The organism is Atopobacter sp. AH10 (genome assembly GCF_003664595.1).
Taxonomy (GTDB): domain Bacteria; phylum Bacillota; class Bacilli; order Lactobacillales; family Aerococcaceae; genus Atopobacter.
Genome location: NZ_QXPZ01000001.1, coordinates 110756 through 127350 on the forward strand (window position 1 = coordinate 110756; position 16595 = coordinate 127350).

The 16595-nt window shown below is 39.6% G+C and carries 14 protein-coding genes and 1 CRISPR repeat array; all 14 genes read right to left on the bottom strand.

Annotated elements, in window-relative coordinates; translation table 11 throughout:
• Nucleotides 1-44 precede the first annotated feature (44 nt).
• The 14 genes from D3H64_RS00455 to D3H64_RS00530 all read right to left on the bottom strand — a co-directional run bounded on the left by D3H64_RS00455 (nt 45) and on the right by D3H64_RS00530 (nt 16506).
• Nucleotides 45-1565, bottom strand: coding sequence for a YfcC family protein (locus D3H64_RS00455; protein ID WP_121563756.1), 1521 nt, complete (start codon nt 1563-1565; stop codon nt 45-47).
• Between the two features lie 23 nt (nt 1566-1588).
• Entirely contained in the window at nt 1589-2815 is a 1227-nt protein-coding gene (pepT, locus tag D3H64_RS00460; RefSeq protein ID WP_121563758.1) for a peptidase T, read from the bottom strand.
• Nucleotides 2816-3539: 724 nt separating this feature from the next.
• Nucleotides 3540-3710: a hypothetical protein gene (locus D3H64_RS00470; RefSeq protein WP_233554850.1), complete on the bottom strand. Its 171-nt coding sequence runs from the start codon at nt 3708-3710 to the stop codon at nt 3540-3542.
• Nucleotides 3707-4012 (bottom strand): type II toxin-antitoxin system RelB/DinJ family antitoxin, encoded by a 306-nt coding sequence (locus tag D3H64_RS00475; protein ID WP_121563760.1) that lies wholly within the window; start codon nt 4010-4012, stop codon nt 3707-3709. Before D3H64_RS00475 ends, D3H64_RS00470 begins: the two co-directional genes overlap by 4 nt.
• Nucleotides 4013-4193: 181 nt before the next feature.
• Nucleotides 4194-5563: direct repeats of the CRISPR family, unit length 28 nt; unit sequence GGATCACCCCCGCGTGTGCGGGTAAAAG.
• Between the two features lie 23 nt (nt 5564-5586).
• Nucleotides 5587-6486, bottom strand: a complete 900-nt coding sequence (cas2e, locus tag D3H64_RS00480) for a type I-E CRISPR-associated endoribonuclease Cas2e (protein ID WP_121563762.1) — start codon at nt 6484-6486, stop codon at nt 5587-5589.
• Nucleotides 6486-7430, bottom strand: a complete 945-nt coding sequence (gene cas1e / locus D3H64_RS00485) for a type I-E CRISPR-associated endonuclease Cas1e (RefSeq protein ID WP_121563764.1) — start codon at nt 7428-7430, stop codon at nt 6486-6488. The genes cas2e and cas1e overlap by 1 nt, the downstream gene beginning before the upstream one ends.
• Before the next feature lie 2 nt (nt 7431-7432).
• The gene (gene cas6e / locus D3H64_RS00490; protein ID WP_121563766.1) at nt 7433-8071 is read right to left on the bottom strand and encodes a type I-E CRISPR-associated protein Cas6/Cse3/CasE; all 639 of its coding nucleotides are present in this window, start codon (nt 8069-8071) and stop codon (nt 7433-7435) included.
• A 10-nt stretch (nt 8072-8081) separates the two neighbouring features.
• On the bottom strand, nt 8082-8780 hold the full coding sequence (gene cas5e / locus D3H64_RS00495) for a type I-E CRISPR-associated protein Cas5/CasD (protein ID WP_121563768.1): 699 nt from the start codon (nt 8778-8780) through the stop codon (nt 8082-8084).
• A 1-nt stretch (nt 8781) separates the two neighbouring features.
• Nucleotides 8782-9861, bottom strand: coding sequence for a type I-E CRISPR-associated protein Cas7/Cse4/CasC (gene cas7e / locus D3H64_RS00500; RefSeq protein WP_121563770.1), 1080 nt, complete (start codon nt 9859-9861; stop codon nt 8782-8784).
• Entirely contained in the window at nt 9851-10459 is a 609-nt protein-coding gene (casB, locus tag D3H64_RS00505; RefSeq protein WP_121563772.1) for a type I-E CRISPR-associated protein Cse2/CasB, read from the bottom strand. Before casB ends, cas7e begins: the two co-directional genes overlap by 11 nt.
• A complete protein-coding gene (casA, locus tag D3H64_RS00510; RefSeq protein ID WP_121563774.1) occupies nt 10443-12125 on the bottom strand; it encodes a type I-E CRISPR-associated protein Cse1/CasA in 1683 nt (560 codons plus the stop codon). Before casA ends, casB begins: the two co-directional genes overlap by 17 nt.
• On the bottom strand, nt 12112-14892 hold the full coding sequence (gene cas3 / locus D3H64_RS00515; protein WP_121563776.1) for a CRISPR-associated helicase Cas3': 2781 nt from the start codon (nt 14890-14892) through the stop codon (nt 12112-12114). Before cas3 ends, casA begins: the two co-directional genes overlap by 14 nt.
• Nucleotides 14893-15122: 230 nt before the next feature.
• On the bottom strand, nt 15123-15299 hold the full coding sequence (locus D3H64_RS00520; RefSeq protein WP_370448423.1) for a helix-turn-helix domain-containing protein: 177 nt from the start codon (nt 15297-15299) through the stop codon (nt 15123-15125).
• Between the two features lie 358 nt (nt 15300-15657).
• Complete coding sequence (locus tag D3H64_RS00530) at nt 15658-16506, bottom strand: site-specific integrase (RefSeq protein WP_121563780.1); 849 nt, start codon at nt 16504-16506, stop codon at nt 15658-15660.
• Nucleotides 16507-16595 lie beyond the last annotated feature (89 nt).

The window sequence follows — 16595 nt, forward strand, 5'->3', positions numbered from 1 at the left end:
ACGTCAAGAAAAGTCTTTCGATTAATCGATCGAATAACAATCATTTAAAAACAAGAGGCCAAGACTAAAATTGCACCGCTAAGAATAATGATTATCGCCGACAATTTCCAAACAAATTTCCACCATGCTGCTAAGGAAATGTGCGAAATGGCTAAAGCTCCCATAATAACTCCTGATGTTGGCGTCAGAAGATTTAATACACCAGAAGCTGCTTGGAAAGCTGTGATCACCAAATGTGCTTTAACCCCTACAAATTCACCAAGTGGAGCTAAAAGTCCCATAGTAGCCCCTGCCAAACTAGATGTCCCTGGAATAAGAAAAGCCATTGGCAAGTAGAAAATGTAAGTCAACAAGATAAAGAGTTGTGGTGGAAGACCTCTTAAGCCCAATTCCCCCCAATGGAGAACAGTAGCCGTAATCAACCCATCATTCATTATGACTTGAATCCCACGAGAAACACCGCAAATCAAGGCTACACTGATCATATCAACAGCCCCATTCATGAAGGAGTCGATATAATCTTTTTCAGACATTCCATAAACAATCGCAATCAAAATAGAGACCGCCATAAAAAGCATAGTAATTTCTAGGAAGTACCATTCCCCTAAAGGACTGGCATCTTTAAACAAAATGTTTAAACCTGGTAGTCCCTTCAGGAATTCATTCAATTGTTCAAAAATATGAATGTTGAATTTACCCCAAGGAATCAAACTAATGACCATTAAGGCAAAAGACGACATAAAAATCGTCAGTACTCGACGTTGCTTCTTGGTCAATTCACCACCAGTTTCACGAACTTTAAAGTAGGCCTTGTCCTCTTCAAAATGGTCATACACTAGAGAATTTTTCGGATCTTTTTCCACTTTTGATGCATAACGATAGGTATAGAAAATAGATACACCAGTCATAACCACTAAGAAGACGAGTCGCCAAAAGAGCCCTTCACCGATAGAAATCCCTGCTGTATCAGAAGCTACCCCTGTAGCAAAAGGATTAACTGTCGAAGCCAAGCAACCCACTTGTGTCCCCACTAAAATAATGGAAACTGCTGTAACAGAGTCAAAACCCACACTAATCATGACTGGAATCAATAGCGGATAAAAGGCCATTGTTTCTTCAGCCATCCCATAAGTTGATCCCCCTAAAGCAAAGAGGATCATTAATAGAGGAATGAGGATCTTTTCCTTCCCCTTATTATTCTTAATGACGGAAGCAATCCCTGCATCCAAGGCGCCTGTCTTGTTCACCACTCCCAAAAATCCACCGATCACTAGGATAAAATAGGCGACTTCTATGGCACCAGATGTTAGTTTATTCCCAACCATCCCATACATAGGCGCCATCAATACATCATAAACACTTTGAGGATTTGCCTTTACTTGGTGGTAAGTTCCTGCAATATAACGCCCTGCATCATTCACATCATATTGACCCGCTGGTATAAACCAAGTACAAATAGCTAAAAGAATAATCAATATGAAGAGAACCGTAAAGGACGACGGCATAGTGAATTTTTTCTTTCCTGATTTTTTCGGCTTGTGCAGCTTACTTTCAGTCACTTCCATTAACTTCCACTCCTTCTCGCTATTTACTTTGCTACTAATTCAACGATATGCAAAATGAAATCTGTTGCCTTCTTCATAGCTTCTAGTGAAACAAATTCGTAACGCCCATGGAAATTTTCTCCTCCAGCGAAAATATTTGGCGTTGGTAAGCCCATAAAGGAAATAACAGAGCCGTCAGTCCCCCCACGAATAGGTTCAATCACTGGGGTAATGCCTAAATCTTCCATAGCTTCTTGAGCAATTTCAATCGACCGTTTGTCTTTTTCAATGACTTCAGCCATATTGTAGTATTCGTCTCTTAAGGTCAAGAAAATGCGTTCTTCTTTGAATTCTTTGTTCATGTGATCCGCTAAACGTTGGAAATAATCTTTCTTGGCTTCAAAGAGGGTACGATCGTGGTCACGAATAATATAGATCATTTCAGCTTCTTCAACCGTCCCATTAAAGTGAATCAAGTGACTAAAACCATGCCGTCCATCTGTTAGTTGAGGCAGATCCATTTGAGGCAACTTGCTATGGAAAGCTATCCCCACTTCCATGGCATTGACCATAATGTCTTTAGCTGAACCAGGATGCACATTCTTCCCCTTGATCTTTATCTTAGCTTCTGCAGCATTAAAGCTTTCATATTGTAATTCGCCAAGTGGACCTCCATCCATCGTATAGGCAAATTCTGCGCCAAAAGCCTCTACATTAAAGTTTTCTGCTCCTGCCCCAATTTCCTCATCAGGAGTAAAGGCAATACGAATTTTACCGTGTTTGATTTCTGGATGATCTAATAAATAATGCATAGCTGTCACAATTTCAGTGACCCCAGATTTATCATCGGATCCTAGCAAGGTCGTTCCATCTGTCGTGATCAACGTTTGACCCACATAATTTTTCAAATGAGGAAATTCTTTAGGATCCAAGACAATGTGTTCTTCTTCATTTAATACAATGGCCTCTCCATCATAATTTTCATGAATTTGAGGTGAAACATTATGGGCATTAAAATCAGCTGTGTCCACATGCGCAATAAAGCCAATAACTGGTACATTTTTATCACATGTCGCAGGCAAAGTAGCAGTCAGATGTTTACTAAAAGGATCTAATGCTACCTCTTCTAAACCTAATGCCTTCAGCTCTTCCCCTAACTTTTCCAAAAATGCGGTTTGGGTTGGGGTGGAAGGAATCGTTTCACTATTAGGATCAGATCTTGTTTCGATCTTAGCATAGCGAATAAAACGTTCGAGTAGTTCTTTTTCCATGATTGTAACCCCTTTCTTTTTTGTGGTTTCATTCTAACATCTAAAATTCTTTCAAAAAAGCGGTTAAGCATTAGGAAAATGTGACTTACTGCCATCTTTCTTCATGTAAATGAGAAGCGTTTTCTGTTTCTCATCGATTATTGCTCTTTTCGTAAGAAAGACACAAATAAGCCAATCAATTCTGAATGAACTCTCTTTAAATCCATCTACTTTCTCATTAAAGCTAGGAAATTTCTTATAAATAAATTGTAGATTTCAGTAAGTGGTATCGCTTTATACAACTCTCGTGCCGTAGATTTTGCTTTATTGCATCTGATCTTGTTTTAGTAAAAGCAATAACGCTACTTCTATCTACGATGAAAGAGGGAGTTTCTTCATATAAAAATGGATCCCTTGTTTTTATAACAAAAGCTCCATTACTGTTTATTTATTTGAATTTATGATCCCTTCAATATCACGTCCACCGTTGAAAATTCGAGCTACTGTAACAGTCCTTTCGTCATCATCAAGCAGATAATACACAATAAAGTTATCTAGCGGAAGCTGATGCATTTTCATCGAATGCCAAGGTTCCCATTCAGCGACTCATAAAAAAGATGCTCCTATTCGTCTCATCATTTTTTATTCCCTGCAGAAGGGCAGCCATCCATCTATCTGCGCTCTTCGTGCTTAATAAATGGGGCTGACATAAAATATCGTTTACGATATTTTTATTTCTATTCGACTAACACATAGCGAGCTGGCATGAAATCCAATGAACGAACTTCTTTTCGAATACGCCCCAGATGAGCGCTAGCAGTTTCCGGAACAAGGAGTTCTTGGCAATGTATGAATAGATCTCACGTAAGTCATCAAGTTCATCTACAGAATAGCTAACCTTATAGCTATCTATCATATGCCAAACTCCTTTGCAAGTTCCGCATCAACTTCATCTGCAGAATATACCTTTCCTGCTTTGATGGAATCAACACCCTTTTGGAGTTCTATATCAAGCTGTTCTCTTGTCATTGCCCCAACAGCTAATGGATTAGAAGAAGGTAGTTTCAATTCAAATGGCATACCCCTCTTCAATACAATCTGGCTATAAAGCATCTGAATTGCACTGGATGGAGAAATGCCAAGCTGAGACAGAATGCTCTCAGCATTATCCTTGAGATTACTATCTATTCTTGCATAAACAGCGGATGTCTTTGCCATAGTATCTCCTCCTTTTTCTTAATTATGTTCGCTTTTGCTTGCAATTGTTAGCATTTGAATAGATTGTTGAGAAAGATCCTTTTAAGCCAGATATTATGGTATTCAAATTTTAGTAGCCCATAAAATATGCAGAATGTAAGATAAAAGTCAGACTTGACCGAGGACGAACGATTGTCATCCGGGGTCACCCCCGCGTGTGCGGGTAAAAGGCCACGAAAAAGGAGGTAAAGAAAATGAATCTCACGTCACCCCCGCGTGTGCGGGTAAAAGGCAGATGCTTCCTATTTTTACATTGCTAAGGAGGGATCACCCCCGCGTGTGCGGGTAAAAGTACGATTATTCTAAAAAAACTTGACAAATAAAGGGATCACCCCCGCGTGTGCGGGTAAAAGCTCGCTCGAACAGTAGCGACCGCCGTCTCAACGGGATCACCCCCGCGTGTGCGGGTAAAAGTCAGCGTAAGCATCTGCATCAATGTAGTTCACAGGATCACCCCCGCGTGTGCGGGTAAAAGTCCGCCAAAGCATCAACTGCCTTGGCGCACCAAGGATCACCCCCGCGTGTGCGGGTAAAAGTCCGCCAAAGCATCAACTGCCTTGGCGCACCAAGGATCACCCCCGCGTGTGCGGGTAAAAGGCATGGTGGTGAGTGTTGTACAAATTCCATCAGGGATCACCCCCGCGTGTGCGGGTAAAAGCCACGCACTTTTGCACCGTGTACGCTCAATGTGGGATCACCCCCGCGTGTGCGGGTAAAAGCAGAAATGACATAGACAAAAGTTGAAAGGGTGGGGATCACCCCCGCGTGTGCGGGTAAAAGCCTTTTTTGTCGCAAACAAAACTAGCCGTTTCAGGATCACCCCCGCGTGTGCGGGTAAAAGTGGTTAAGCCTTAAAGCGTCTCTGATGATCCGAGGATCACCCCCGCGTGTGCGGGTAAAAGTGACTTGCTCAGGTCAGGTACTTTAGTACCATAGGATCACCCCCGCGTGTGCGGGTAAAAGCATGGATCGCTGCTAAATCAAACGCGGTAGCAAGGATCACCCCCGCGTGTGCGGGTAAAAGTTTGTTCGAACAGTAGCGACCGCCGTTTCTACGGGATCACCCCCGCGTGTGCGGGTAAAAGGTTTTGGGTCGGGATTTCTTAACGTTGGATATAGGATCACCCCCGCGTGTGCGGGTAAAAGCAGATTTCAACACATTTTTATAGCATTCATCTGGGATCACCCCCGCGTGTGCGGGTAAAAGGGCGACAAAGCTAACCCATTAACTTCATATTCAGGATCACCCCCGCGTGTGCGGGTAAAAGAAACGGTCAACTTGATAGTGCCAATCTTAAAGAGGATCACCCCCGCGTGTGCGGGTAAAAGTCTGTCCGACAAGGCAATCAGTGGATAATAGAGGGATCACCCCCGCGTGTGCGGGTAAAAGGGAATGTTTTCAGCATAGCCCCATTTGAACATGGGATCACCCCCGCGTGTGCGGGTAAAAGCAAGTCACGGCCTGCACCGTCTGGATCCCCATAGGATCACCCCCGCGTGTGCGGGTAAAAGACTAAAAGATCCCTATTCTGATGCTATTTTCTATTTAAGACTTGCTCAAATTTATTTAGTTTGCCAATTAAAGCATACATTAATTTAACATCTTCTAACGCCCGATGCGACACTTTATCGCTGATCCCAAATTCAGCCAAAGCAGTTTCCAACTTATAATTTAAAAGTAACGGCCTTTCCTTCTTAACTATGACTTTTAAATCAATCAATTTATTAGTAACCGGATTTAATTGATAATTGTTCAGATAATGATTAATAAACCGTAGATCAAAATTAACATTATAACCAACAATCACTTTGTCATCGATAAAATTTGCCAACTGAGTCAGTACCTCTTTTTCATCCCGCCCTTCCGCTTGTAACATCTCAGTCGAGATACCCGTTAATTTTTTGATTTCATCCGGTACTACTTTCCCCTCAATCAGATAGGTCAAAGTACTGGTCTTATCTGTTTCAACTTTAAGCGCCGCAATCTCAATAATTTCAGAATTCAATTCATTTAATCCTGTTGTCTCGATATCTAAGATGATATAGCCTTTTTGATGATCTAAATGCTTTGCTTTAGGCTTTTGAAATTTGCGAGCCTGATGGAATTTGGCCGCATTTGAAAAATGCGATTTCTGTTCTTCAAGCAGTGCTTCTTGATATTTCGGAAAAAGAACAATCGGCAGTCCATCTAAATCAATCATTCTCTGCTCTGTATTGTGGCATTCAAAAGAATACCCTAATTCGTTACGATAAGCATAGGCAATCGTAGCCTCACCATTTTCTAGATTATCCACTACTCTTTTCCACAAATACACCCGAATACGACTATTAAAATTTCCAATAAAGACTCCTGTAGAAATCTCTTGCATCCATTTTGAAAGATCTCCTCTCAAAGAAGGTGGTACTTTACTTAACGCAATCACTGTGAAAGGCATTAATCATTCACCTCGTCATAATTCACACCGAATTTTACAAGATGATCTTTATCATCCCATAATGACATGACATCTGCTTGCACTGTATCCGACTCTTCAATTCCTAACAGGTACTGAAGATCCTTCACCATGCGTTTCAAAAGCTTACCGTCGACAAAGAGGTCTCGCATTTTCTGACGTGTCAAACTGCCAATATCGTCGTCTTTAGAATATTGACTCGCTATCTCAAAGGCTAATGGAATACACACTTCTGCCTTATATAAGTCCGTAATATCATAGACAAAGGACTTGTCATGACCCGTATGTACAAAGCCTAAACCAGGGCTTAAGCCCAGAGCACAAATAATGCTATGAGCCAACCCATATAATGACACATTGGCAGCTGAGAGTGATTGATTCACAATATCACTATCATTAAAATCTTCCGGATTATATTCACGCCTCTTCCAAGGAACACCATATTTTTTAGAGAAATGCCGATAGATGCGCCGTACCCTAGCCCCTTCCCTACCTCTGAGTTGCTGCATGGTCAATTCAGAGACATCCTCATTTGGAAAGCGCATTTGATACATCAACCTTGCAACATGCAAGCGGGACCGATTATTGGAAAACAAACGGGCTTGCTTTTCAAGTAAAGCAGTGGTGTGAGCTAAAGGACGTCCGTTCGCATAAAAGCGAACTCCCCGTTCTCCTGCCCAAATAATCGTAGTCCCTGTGTCACCAATGAGTTCAACTGCACGATGAGTGATTTCTGTTCCAGGGCCTAGAATCAATGCGCCTATCATAGCGCAAGGAATTTTAATCGTTCCACGCTTATCGATCACAATCACGGCACTATCTTGCCGATTTATTTTAGCTCTTTCAATATAAATAAAGCTAACTCGATCCTCTATTCTAGGTAGTTCAGTTAATTCTGCTTTTTTAGCGCCAAATTTATCAGTCATAATTATCGATAAGGAATGACTGTCATTAAGCCAAAACCATAGGCCTTCTTCTTGCCTAATCCCTTGATCAGCATTTCTCTAAAACGTTGCTCATCAATAACGGTTAAAGTCCCTTCATAAGTCGCCTTAACCAGGCGCAAGTCCTTTTGCCCCTTCTTTTTAAACAAAGCATAGCCCCTTTCAACGATCGTGAATGCTTCCTCTTGCAAGTCAAACCCGTTTACTTTGGATCGATCGAGCAAGAATTTTCTTTGATGATCAAGGGAGATATGGGGTAAGACTCTTCCTCTTTGATGGGAATTAGGAATAGATTTAGAGATAACAGGATTAAGTGTAACACGAAAGTTTAATTTCATGCCATTATGTAGTCCTGCTAGAAAAGTGCCATACTCTTTACTTTCAGCTGAATTTTCAACACCATACTTTTCTAATAATTCTAAGGATGGCTGATTTGGGCTGACTAACAATAAATAGGCATTATCATTTAAGTAATCGATGCGCCACAATTTACGAGTGCGCTCTTCTAAGTCACATTCCTCTGGGAAGCTGTCCTCTACCCAAGCATGGTAAGCTCCTACATGGGTTAAATCTTTAATTTTTTTACGGTTGTTTTTATCAATAACTACACGTGAAAGATACATTTCAACCCTCCTATAAGTATGCAAAAGGATCATGAGCGGTTTGCTCGTTGGCACTTCTCAAATCAATATAAAATTGTGCTTCTTTACGATAAGCAAATTGACGATTCTTTTGATTAAAGGATAGAACCCGATCTTTTCTCAATTGAGCTTGTTTATCTTGCACTAGATCAGCATCCACAAACGCATCCAACAAGGCCGAGTGCTTCTTTTGATACCACTTAGCTGCCTGCCAGGGGAGTTTTTGAAGGATTTCAATTAAGCCACTGTCATAGATTCCTACTATAAAATCCATCGGAAGAGGTAAAGATCTTCTGCCCATAAAGGGTTGAAAATAAGGATTAGCTAGAGCATACGAAATCTGATCAATCAATTGATCTTCTGCACTTGATAAGGCCACTAAAAAGACAGCATCTTGCAGATAATAGCGTTCAGTCACATAAGTTCTTTCAAAAGCGCCGTCCGCTTTATACTTACGAGCTGTATGATAATCCTTTAATAATTCGCCTTTTTGGTCAATCCGAACGCCAAAGGAAAGCTCATTTAATTGAACGATCTTATCTGTTTCCTCTCTACGATAGCCTAAACTAGCTGCTAGTAGACCGATAATAGCACTCTTGGATGGATAAAAGTCTGTGTGACGAGTCTCAAAGTGAGCCGTAGTTCCCCAGGATTGGAGAGGTCCAGAAAATTTAAGCACAATGGTTTTCAAACTACTCACCCGCTTCGTCTAAGTAGTTCGTGACAAAATCGGCAACTTGGACTAACATCTCCTCTAGATTTTCTGTTTCTTCAAATTGATCCTCTTTCAAATGACAATCATCTAAGTCCAATAAAAGATTCAAGCTAGCGCTTGGTAAAATTTTTTCAGACCGTTTTAATTCATTAATTAATGCTTTTAGTGATTGTTCCACATAACCATTCGTCGAGTTAATCGGCTTTTCAAAGGCAGAAACTAAACTCAAAGGGCGATCCTTTCTTAAAGAAATTAAAATAGAGTGCGGAATGGTTTGGTTGGCAAAAGTATTGACTTTACCAGTGGGGAGCGAATTCACAAAGGCCTTAATGAACAACTTCAACGTATTAACGACCGCCACCTTATTGTTGAGCTGTTGATCCAACTCATGGACAGCAACATTCGCATAACGATATAAGGTCGAGGAATTAAATTCAACCGTCCCTAACATGCCTGCTCCAGATGATCCTTCACCTTTTAAATCATCCACAGCCGTATAGAAGTCAAACTCTGTTGCAACAGCATGTGTTGAAATAGCGTGAGCCACTTGAGAAGAAGCATCTTCATTTAATGAATGATTACCAGCCACCATTCGACCAAAAAGGGCAATGTCAATGGATGGATTATCTTTAAGTATTTGCTTCAATTCTTTCTTATCCGTCACTCCGTTATGGATCGCAGTAGCTAATTTTTCTGCTTGTTGCTCCGATATAAAAAATAGAGCTTCAGCACGTTGATCTTTTAATGAAACTTTTAAGTCTTTGAAACATTTTTCAGCTAATTTCATGGCCTTGTCGCGTTCTAAATTAGAATCTAAAGTTTGCAACTTATCGGCTACATACGCCACAATTTCCAAGGTCCTTTGGCCAACATTCTCCAACTGACCATTCGCTTTAAAATAATCTCTCATCGCTTTCTTCCAAGCTTGTGAGCTAACTCTTGCTCTTTGAACGCCACCGTATTGAGCCGTTTTAGGACTACCCGTATCATCACGGTTAATATTCGAAGGGGGTAAAGTTTGAATGGCATGAATATCTAAGAATAAATTATTTTTCATTTTGTTGAGCTCCTTCATTCATTTTTCTGTAACGGTAATAGGCTTTTGACCAATTTAATCTTACTTTTTCTTGATAGCCCTTTTTAAAATAATAGAGATCGGCAGTTAATTTCGGAAAATTGATTTTAATCTGTCTATCTTTTGCCTTTGATTTCAATAGTTGAATCATTTGACGCACATAATATTTAAACTCGTCAAAAGTAGAGGATGTAATCATGGCATTGAAGCGACGATCAGCTGCACTTGTATCTTCAGTTTGTCTTAGAGCTGACAAAGCTGCGCCAAAATTTCGAGGCTTATCTCCTGTTTCATTTTTATCTAAGACCGAATCAGCTTTTCCTTGTTGAAATAAAGCATACATTTGTAATCCAGTCAGAACTGCTTCTTCATAATCCGTATTCTTTTCTGATATACCTAAAGCATCCTCTGGTAGCACATCAAAAATGAAAGGCCAGATCTCAACAGACTGACTTAAGGGTTTCCCAATCGACTGCCTCAATTTAGCCAGGTAGGCTTTACCGCTGGATTGATTTAACAAGCCATCTAATTGGTAGAATATCTGACTACTTACCGAATAGATATTATTTTTCTTTTCCACTCATGCCTTCCTCCTTTAATTCTTTTTTCAAATAATAGATAAAACGATTATAAACGGTCGCGATATTCTTCACTTCTTTATCTCTAACGATTCCAGTGTAATCTCTTGGGCCTGCTCTTTTAACCAATTGATCAGCTTGGCCTTTAATGATGCGATATAAAACATGATACCATTCTAAAATCCTCTGATCTTTATTATCTTGACTATCTAAACTAAACAACCATTTTTTAAAAGGTCCATCGATCTGGTAATAGAGCGCATCCACTTGCTTATCTGAGAATTTATTGCCACTTTGATTTCGAATCTCTTGCAGGTCATCTAAAAAATGTTTATAGGTAACTGATACAACTTTTTTAGTTTTTTCTACCACATCATTAATTCGGACAACCCATCTTCCTTCTCCCAAATCAATAAGCGTAAAGGCATTGACATTTAACTGATCACAGATTTCATCAGTTGGAACCCAAGAAGTGGCATTATTATCATCTTGCATACTCACCGAATTCAAAGTGATAAGGTCACGATCTAATAAATCAGCAAATTGGTCAATCCAGGTAATTAAGCCTGGCTGATGATGATCATCGAAAGCTTGAGAACTCAATGCCACTAATCCAAATGATCGCCATAAAGATTGACTGGCTACATGCTTAATTGGCGTAAAATGCTCCTTATTAGGACCTTGCCGATTGAATCGCCATAAAGTCATCGGTTCTAAGAATTGATCTTTATGTTCTAATTCAGGCAATTTGACAATTTGACAAGAAAAAGGCTCGTTTAATTGACTTTCGGGATCTACATAGACCGCTCTGGACCAAACAGTATATAATGTTGCTAAATTATCAGGATTTAAATTGGTTAGATAGGAGGCAATAAGCTCACTCGGTTCACTCTCCCAGCAAGGTTTAGGAGATTGATAACGATAAGTGTGATCTGGATGTAAAAGGATACAATTCAACCAAAGTGTTTGAAAAAGGTTTTTTCCTTCAAAATAAATCCCTCCTAAGTCAAATAACCACCCTTTAGAGGCTTTATATTTTTCCTTACCAAAGATGACTTTGTCTGAAAGTCCGATATAAGACTGCAAAGTGATTAACCAACGTGCTAAATCCGACTCCGTTAAAATATCCTTGTTTATTTGGTCCTTACCATCACATTTAGGAGAAAACAAAGCGATTTTATTTGCACTTTCAGAAATAAGGCGATTAAAATTCCGTGCTGCCATTGAACTTGGTGTCGGTTTACTGATTTTTACTGGGTCAATTTCTTTTTTAGTGACCTGCATAAAGGGATATTCCTTATCAAATAAATAAAATCGATCGCGCCAGTGCTCTAAATACTCAAACAAGATATTAGGAAAGCTCTCTTTTCTCCATACCTCACGCCAATCATCAATGACTGACTGATCAAACGAATCTAAATCCTCTTGATCTTCATCATCTTCTGGTAATTCCCTTAAATTACCATCAAGATCATAGCGGATAAACACCGTTTGTAATATCGCAAGTAAAATTCTTAAAACAGCAAAATCTTGCGTACGGGTGTCACCGGCTAATGCTTGGTATTGACTTGCTTTGGCAAAAACATCCCGAATCGAAACCATCTCATTGTCACCATTTAGATTGATGACCTTGATCCAAGCTTCCTCAATTAAATTAAATCTCCCCATGCTCATCCTCCTTTTCAATTGAAAGTCCTTCGTGCCGCGAGTAATTCAAGCGATATCCTTCAAATTCAAATACCCCTTTTTCATCAAAAATAATCCCGAGTTGCCCCTTCAACCAGGCTTGCTTTTGCCAAATAGCTAAATGTGCCTGATTGTAGTCTTCTAAGCCTTCGATCACTTGATCTATATTATAATGACGTGAGAGGATTCCCGGTAAGCGAATAGTATTTTGGGCAAGCTGTTTTGCAACATTTGGATGATCAATCTTAAGCGATAAATCTTCTTGCTTACCGAATAGAGCATAACCTCCCTTGAACTTTTGAACTGCAATCACTTCGATACTTTCGTCGCTATCACGTACTTGCGCATAACCATACTCTTCCGTTTGATTAGGGTGCGCATTATTTAACCAACCAATTAAATCAATCTGACTGGATGCAGAGTTATTGCAGCCAGGATAAGTAATACAATAAGTACTCGCACGTTTTTCTTTACTTTTGCGCTTCTGCTCTTCTTCTTGGAATGCCGCTTGGTACACGCTATTTAGTTCTTCATTTAATTCGAGCGGGCTATCTGAGTAGGCATTTTGAACCAAGTTTGGAATATCATCTGGTATCTGAATTCTTTCAGGTAAATAATACTGACTCCTCATTAAGAGGTATTTCCCATAGATGGCTTCTGCTCCTGGCTCAAATTCATAAGCAGAATTCACATTTAAAATATAACACTTGGCAGAATAGTGTTGGCTAGGGCGGTCGATAGCATGACGATGCAATCGTCCCATCCGCTGAATTAAAAGATCCATTGGCGCTAAATCAGTGACTAACACATCAAAATCAATATCTAAGGATTGTTCAATGACTTGGGTCCCAATAACGATCTTTCGCTTAGGTCGCTTTGCCTGCTTCCCGATCATCTGCAGGAGTTCTTTTTCTTTATGCACCCGATCTGGCGCTAGAAAAGCCGAATGTAGCAAAAGAACATTCCCCTCGCCATAAAGTTCAGTAAAATGACGTGTTAAGGCTTGGGCTCGCCTGACGGTATTTACCACAATCCCAATGACTCCTTCTCCTTCCATCCACTGCGCTACTTGTTGATCTAATTGCTCCTCCTTAAGGAGCACGATATCAATCGAGCGTCCGTTCTTACTTGAAAAATCACTAAATTGATCGACTTGATCGCCGTCTGAATAAGTGATTAATGGATAATCATTCTTTGTCAATGAATTAAGCGCAGCTTCAATTTCTTTTTTCTTCAGTCCGCGACCTCTCATATAAACTTTAATCATTTCATGTCTCGTTTTTTGGGGTAAGGTTGCGGATAAGATGATCACAGGGACTTGATAAGCCGCTAGCCAACGTAAAGCCATCAGCAAATAATGATTCATATAGGCATCACTGGCGTGCGCTTCATCAATCACGACGACTTTTTTACTAAAGCCTAAATGCCTCAAAGCCAAGTGCTTTTGCTTGAGAGCTAGCATCAATAATTGATCAATGGTCCCTATCACAAAATCATCCAAGATAGCTGTCTTTCTCCCTCTAAACCACTGGTTGACACAAACTCCCTCCATGGGATCTTCACCTACATTAGTCGACTGAGCCAAATTGGTGAACTGATCATTCAAGGCAGCCTTCCCATGTACTAACTGAATCGAAATGGAGGACCAATAGTCTTGACTCAATCGTTCAAGCCAGGACTCGATTCTGGGAAAGATAGCATTCGAGGTGGCTTGAGTAGGTAAAGCAAAGAACAAACCGCTCTTTCCTTTTTTATATGCCAGTTGCTCGGCACCAATCAAAGCAGCTTCTGTCTTACCTAAGCCCATTGGAGCTTCCAGAATAAATATTCCAGGATCTTCACAATCACCGATCACTTGAGCAAATTTACTTTGAAAATCCCGTGGCTTAAATTCCTGAGAATCATCAGCAAATCGATTTACATAAATGTCTTTAATCGAATATATGGGGTTAAATTCAAGAGCGGATGTCCCTGCCCACGTAGCCCAAGCCCTCTCTATACGTTCTTTTTGATCAAAATGTTCCACTTCATTCAAAGGACTCAATGGAAAATAAAGCTCATTACTGGCAATCCAATCCGCCATAATGACTAGGCCAGATAATAATACTTGTCCCGCTTGCGAAATAGATGGTAAATCCTCTACCTGACGAAAACCATTGATTTCTAAGGCACGTTGTAGATATTGATTTTGATATATTTGCCATTTTTGATGGATCGGATCGTTTGGGTTCTCATTTTGGAAATAATTGCTTAAATAAGCCGGTTGATCCGTTAATTGTTTAAGCGTATCGATAGGCTTTCCGTGGTGCCCGCCAATAATCGAGGCGATATCGCTCTTTACACCCAATGCATGTAGAATATATTGACCAGCCAATGCGTGAGGCGTTTTTTCAGGTGAAGCTAGCATCAGCTGATGTAATCCCTCAAAGCCATGAAATTCCAACTGATCGATTAATTGAGCATCTAAATCAGCCGATTGTTGCCACCCTTTCTTTAGTTGAAAAGCAGGCGTGATCTTCCCAATATCATGAATCGCAGCCAAAAATAAAAAAACTTTCTTAGCTAAATCAGCCTCACAAGAACCCAAACTTTCGCTTAATGCTTTCTTTTGCCCTTCTGATAGCCAATGTTCCCATAATAAATTGCCGACCATCCAAGTATCCTGAAGATGTTGGCTCAAAGGGAGCCATTTGAGTTTGCCATGATCATCCTGCTTTTTTGCCCAAAATATTTTATCTAAAGTATACATGCTTGCCACCCCATTAAATAACAATGGAAATTTAATAACGAAACGCTACCATCTAAGATCCAATACTATCCAGTCAAAGCCATAATTTTGTACAAAATCCAATATACGTTAGCAAGTTGATATATATTTCAGAACGAGTTTTACTCCAAAACAAATTATATAAAACCCTACTATCTGCTGAAACATATTCACCCCAGAACCTAAAGAATAATAGAACTTGTCAAAATGAATTATATCATACTAAAAAAATCCCGCCTGTTAATACTATACTCTAAACAAACTTTTCCTAGTACTTCAGTCGACTCATTTTCATCTCTACTCATCTTATTCATCGCATAATGACTAAGCCCAGCCGTTGCTTCTAAGTCTTTTTTCTTCATATCACTGTCTAGAAGAATATGCCACAGTTTATATAACTAACCGACATTTAATCCTAACTTTTCCAATAAAAGCGTAAGCATTTACATTATACCCTTTGCGTATGATTTTAACAACGAAAATAACCAATATCGTAATTTCGTTAGAATTTTCAGATTTATTTTTTCGAAGATTAGGATTATGACTGTGTCTAGAATCCTCTTACTTGGGAACATCCTAAGGTTGAGGAAGTGTTCAAATATGAGCAACCACAATCCTATATGGTTGAAAGTACAGAGTATGACGATAAAAATGAAATACCTGTATTAACCGCGGGGAAAAGTTTTATTTTGGGCTATACTGATAAACAGTTTGGAATTAAGCAATGAAGTGAGGAAAGTCCAGTAATCATTTTTGAGAAGTTGTTATACTAGACTGTCCCAATCTCTGGGCAACACTGGCTATTGATACCCCTGCAAATAAAAGAAGCGAAGCGTGCGTATGCCTGAGTCCATGCATAGATATAATTGGTATGCCAACATTTTTGCAATGCCTAGATAAAATATCGTTCACTGTTGCATTATAAACATCCCCAGAAATAAATAGTGGTTGATCTTTGGGAAAATTTTTCACCAATGTAGAAAACTGAATAATCAGTTGCCAATCTATTTGTATTTTCCTAACAGACGACTGGTTTTTGGTAGGCATAAACCCAGTCCCACCTTTATAATCCCAAGTTTTATTGATAGATAGCGTTTGCTTAGAAAAGTCAAAATCATTGGGCGTAACCGCTAAGGCTTCTGAAAATCTCATACCAGTTTTAGCTACCAATAAGATAAACCAATCCCAATTGATCTCTTGACCTAAATTCAAATCTGATAGTAGCTGGTGTAATTCAAACTGGTTGAGATATTTGGCCTTCTTTTCTCTGGGTTTCTTTCCTTTTACAATTGCTTTTCGAGTAGGATCCCTTTCTATCAGTCCTTCATCTACAGCATCTAAAATAGCCCCTTTTAACTGATGATGAAAATCCATTGTCGTCTGCCTTTCATGGGTTTCAGCATAATCATTCAAAAGTTTTTGATAGCTTATTCGTGAAAGTTCTGCTATTTTCAAATGAGGGGCTAATTTTACTAGCCACGCCTGTGTCAAAATGTATTTTTTCATAGTTACATTTCGTATCGCACCTTCTTTATAGACAGCAATCCATTGCTTATAATACTTATAAAATAAGTCATCCCTATTAAAAATGTTCATCAGAATTTCCTCCAAATCTGTGATAGTGTATTTGGTAAACTAAAAATCAGCCAAGTGGCAATTAAAAATCCAGCCGCTTGACCAACAAA